The 4,473-nt window shown below is 40.9% G+C and carries 4 protein-coding genes; 2 read left to right on the top strand and 2 right to left on the bottom strand.

Features of this window, described 5'->3' with window-relative positions:
• The first annotated feature begins 155 nt into the window (after nt 1-155).
• Nucleotides 156-1,166: a competence protein CoiA gene (locus tag LPAF129_RS10950; RefSeq protein ID WP_244057143.1), complete on the top strand. Its 1,011-nt coding sequence runs from the start codon at nt 156-158 to the stop codon at nt 1,164-1,166.
• Nucleotides 1,167-1,212: 46 nt separating this feature from the next.
• Nucleotides 1,213-3,018 carry an oligoendopeptidase F gene (gene pepF, locus LPAF129_RS10945; RefSeq protein WP_244057140.1) on the top strand — a complete coding sequence of 602 codons (1,806 nt, stop codon included), beginning with the start codon at nt 1,213-1,215 and terminating at the stop codon, nt 3,016-3,018.
• Nucleotides 3,019-3,373: 355 nt separating this feature from the next.
• On the opposite strand, the gene LPAF129_RS10940 is transcribed toward pepF, so the two are convergent.
• The gene (locus LPAF129_RS10940) at nt 3,374-4,018 is read right to left on the bottom strand and encodes a DsbA family protein (RefSeq protein WP_244057146.1); all 645 of its coding nucleotides are present in this window, start codon (nt 4,016-4,018) and stop codon (nt 3,374-3,376) included.
• Between the two features lie 380 nt (nt 4,019-4,398).
• On the bottom strand, nt 4,399-4,473 hold a 75-nt coding region (locus LPAF129_RS11325), incomplete at its 5' end, for an IS3 family transposase (RefSeq protein WP_373875042.1).

The following is a 4,473-nucleotide window of genomic DNA, read 5'->3' as shown; positions in this document are numbered from 1 at the left end:
TTTGATTAGACTTCGACACTTTAATCGTAGCACAAGAGGACAAATGATGTCCTTTTTACGTATAAAAATAGTGCTGATGATCATCTCATCAACACTAAAAAGTTTAGACCCATATTTTTGCTTTTTTTGCGTATCTTCTCAGTGGAGGTGTTCGCATGCTTTATGCTAAACAACAGGGTGGAAACTACGTTAATGCACAAGATGCTAATCGAGTTGAACACTATTTTTGTCCGACTTGCAGACAAGCTGTGATTTTAAAAAGGGGTGAATTAAAGGCTGCTCATTTCGCGCATCGAGAACATGGTTGTAGTGCTTTTAGTGAAGGGGAAACGAGTGAACATTTAGCTGGAAAACAGTTATTGGTCAAGCTATGGTCCCAACTGGATTGTCAGGTTGAATTAGAAGCTTATCAAGCTAATCTCCGTCAGCGACCAGATGTTTTGTGCGCTTTTCCCGATGGGCATCAGCTGGCGCTCGAATTTCAGTGTGCGCCTTTGAGTGTCTCGCAAATGGTTCACCGCTCGGCTGGCTATCAAACTGCTCACTTTAAATTTTTCTGGTTGCTGGGTCAGCGTCATTATTTGCGGAAACATTTGACCCAACAGATTGTTCAATTTATTCGCTGGCATGCCAACGTAGGCTTTTATTTGGTGTATTTAAATCCTGCTTATCAACGCTTTGAAGTTTTATATGGGATTCAAATGGCCGACTTATTACCAGTGAAGTATTTCCGTTTTTACACCAAGAGTGTGCCGCAGCTGCTGCATTTTTTTCAGACTGATCATCATGTGCGCTACTTACCGTTGACCCAGCGAGAAAGAAACCAACAAGAACAAAGACTAGCGTTAAAGATCCACTACCGTGACCGGCAAATTTATGCAGCTCAAAATTTTTGTTATCGTCATCACTGGTCTTTTGCTGAAACAGCCCGCTCAACGCTAGCTTCGTCTTATTTTCCGCCAATTTACCGACAACCGCCGTATTTGTGGAAAATTTTTGCGAAAAACCTAGTTAATTCTTCACGATCGTGGCAACAAGTTTTGACACCGAAAATTCTATTTCAGTTGCCTTTTGTTAAACTAGGACCGGTTTGTGCACAAGAATGGCAGAATTTTGGCAAAGTAATGAGAAAAATTGCATTTAGTTCTAATTATCGGTACAATTAACATCAATTAAACCAGTTGACTGGAAACAATAGTTGGAGGTAATGGAATGCCCGAGAATAAAAAAGTGTTACAACGAAATGAGGTTCCAGAAGAGATGACTTGGAATCTGGGGCTGATTTTTAAAGACGAGGCAGAATTTGAGGCAGCTTTTACAGCTGTTAAAGATTTAGCAGATAAATTCTCTCAGTATCAAGGAACATTAGCTTCAGGCCCGCAGGCTTTATTGACTGCGACAGAGGCCTTGTTAGCGACTTATCGTGCGGCTGAAAAGGTTTATGTATACGCTAGTATGAAAAATGACCAGGATACCACAAATTCCACACAGCAGGGATTGTTCGCCAAGACCCAAGCAATGATGGCCCAGTTGGAAGGAAAACTTGCGTGGTTTAACCCTGAATTACTGGCATTGGGTGAACAACAAGTAGCAAGCTACCAACAAGCAGAGCCTAAACTACAGGCTTACGCTCAATTATTTGCGGATACATTGCGCTTTAAAGAGCATACTTTAAGTAGCACGGAAGAAAAATTGCTGGCTTCTTTAGGTGACATTTTTGCGGCACCAGAAAATATTTTTTCAGTCTTAGATGATGCAGACCTGCAGTTTGAAGATGTTGTCGCTAAAGACGGCAGCCGGACGGAATTGACTGATAGTACTTATAGCCAGTTGCTGCAATCAAGTGATCGTGATGTCCGCCAACAAGCTTTTGAAAAATTATATCAAGTTTATCAACAATTTTTGCGGACCTTTGCCAAAACTCTTGGGTCACACGTGCATATACAGAACTTTACGGCACAAACAAGACATTATGATAGTGCCCGGCAAGCGGCGTTGAATGCCAATAATATTCCACTGAGTGTCTATGATAATTTGGTATCAGCGGTCCACCAGCACCGGGACTTGTTACAACGTTATGTTGCATTGCGCCAAAAGGTTTTGGCACTGCCTGATTTGAATATGGCAGACTTATATACACCTTTGACTGGCAAGCCAGAGCTATCTTACACCTTTGAAGAAGGCAAAAAGATCGCCCTGAAGGCTTTGGCAGTTCTCGGCCCAGAATATGTCGCTAACGTACAAGAAGCCTTTGATAACCGCTACATCGATGTTTTGCCTAATAAAGGTAAACGTGGCGGAGCGTATTCGGGTGGCAGTTATGATACAGCGCCTTATATTTTATTGAATTGGAATGATGACCTGGATAGTTTGTATACATTAGTCCATGAAATGGGGCATAGTATGCACAGCCAATTAACGAAAAAACATCAGCCTTATCAATACGGAGACTACTCGATCTTTGTCGCTGAAATTGCTTCGACTACCAATGAGAACTTGTTGACTGCTTATCTCTTAGAACATGAAAAAGATCCAGCGGTGCAGGCCTATGTTCTAAACTACTATTTGGACGGCTTTAAAGGTACGGTTTATCGGCAGACACAGTTTGCTGAATTTGAACAGTGGCTCCACGAAAAAGACGCTGCTGGTCAGCCGTTAACTGCTGATGAAATGTCCGCGAAGTACTTAGAAATCAACCAGGACTATTATGGTAAAAAAGTGGGCGGAACCCCGCAAATTGCTTATGAATGGGCACGAATCCCGCATTTTTACTATGACTTTTATGTTTATCAATATGCAACCGGCTTTGCGGCCGCTTCAACTTTAGCGGGTAAAATTTTGAATGACGATCCAGCTGACACACAGGCCTACCTTGATTACCTTTCGGCAGGGAGCTCAGCCTATCCAATTGAGATCATGCAAAAGGCTGGTGTCGATATGACGCAGACGGATTATCTAGAAACAGCTTTCGGCATTTTTGAACGCCGGTTGACGAAGTTAGAAGAAGTGTTGGGCTAAAAACAGAACAGAAAAACTCGTTTGGAAGACGAGATTAAGGAGCAAGGACATTTAATGCGTACTTGGCATTGAATGTCCTTGCTTTTTAAGCGGAATCTTCTGAGTTTTGTAGTTCGACTAAAAAACCAGAGGGGAAAAATTCGTTGAGAAGACAAGATAATATGAATGCCCCCCTGAATTGTCAAAACAGGGATTTAAACTCAATAGTGCTATACCCAACACTAAAGTTATTACCCTATGATAAAATAGGAGGTCACTAAAATGAGTATAGTTTATCTTGTGATGTCCACAAGGAAAGTTTCAAACTGCACAGCACACAAAAAAACAGTCAGACTCGATTGAGTCCGGCTGTTTTTTAATTGTTGCTGTTAAATTTAATTTTTAATGGAGTTCGAGCACGATTTAAAATAGTCTTTTGTCCGCAGGTTTGTTCAACTAAGTCCTGTGGGGAACGTCCTGCAAAAATATCGGTTAAAACATCATAGGAGTCGCAAGCATCCATCGCGATCCCACAATCAAAGCCGCTAACATTGAATAATACAACCGTTGGATGGTGTGCCACATTCATTTCTGCCGCCATTTTTTGATCCTGCATAAATGAGTGCGCCGCAAAATCCGACTGCCGGTCATGCAAAAACATTTCTTCGTCCAAGCCGCTTTCTTTCGCTGCTTTCAAGGCAACCTCATCATCGTATGGACTAGTCCGGTTGTTCATTTGTTGTTGTACGTTCAATAAATAAGCTCGCCCGCGTTTTTTACCTTGGAAGAGAGCGGCTTTAAAGTCAAGCGAGGCTCGATAGATTTCACTCACGAGTTGATTGCGAGCCGCCAAGTCATTGACGGGCAGTTTTTTTAATTTCATAACATCTTGAGTACTTTGCATATTTAATAAGGGAATAAAACGAAACCGGACGTCTTCTGTTGCATCTTGCATGAGCTGTAAAATGTTTTTTTCAGCTTGATAACACACACCACCGAGTGGATTAATAAATAAATACATTTCTAACACAATTGCTTCCTCCAAAACTAACTGTCTTTTCCATCAGTCGTTATCCTCACTTTATACCAAACCTTGTTGTCCTTGCAATCAATGTGTTTATCACTAACATTGCAGTGAATTACGGTGAATGCGACTGCTTTTTCTGCCAGATCTTACTCAAGGTCAGCTAATTATTCGGGTGACTTTAAGTGAAAAAGAAAAACCTTACTTATTATAGTTAATGTTCGCCAAAAATAAAAGGAAAAGGTTTCACTTTTACACTAGAAAAATCAAATTTAGAATGGTACCGGTCAAAGTGATGACTTGAATCGGGTCCTAGATTAACATAAAAAGCGCTAGACTTTGAAGTGCAACAAAAAAGTTAGACATTTAAATAAGTTTTAACTAGTTAAGACCTGTTTTCGGTATTCTACCGGAGATAGGCCTTTTGTTTTCAAAGAAATTCGTTCATTATT

The organism is Ligilactobacillus pabuli (assembly GCF_022836475.1).
In the GTDB taxonomy this organism is placed as follows: Bacteria; Bacillota; Bacilli; order Lactobacillales; family Lactobacillaceae; genus Ligilactobacillus; species Ligilactobacillus pabuli.
The sequence above is the reverse complement of the archived record's forward strand: the minus strand, read 5'-3'. Positions and strand labels throughout refer to the sequence as shown.

Excerpts from the sequence above, each read along its gene's own strand:
- LPAF129_RS10950 (WP_244057143.1), top strand. The coding sequence starts at position 156 with ATGCTTTATGCTAAACAACAGGGTGGAAACTACGTTAATGCACAAGAT.
- pepF (WP_244057140.1), top strand. The coding sequence starts at position 1,213 with ATGCCCGAGAATAAAAAAGTGTTACAACGAAATGAGGTTCCAGAAGAG.
- LPAF129_RS10940 (WP_244057146.1), bottom strand. The coding sequence starts at position 4,018 with ATGTATTTATTTATTAATCCACTCGGTGGTGTGTGTTATCAAGCTGAA.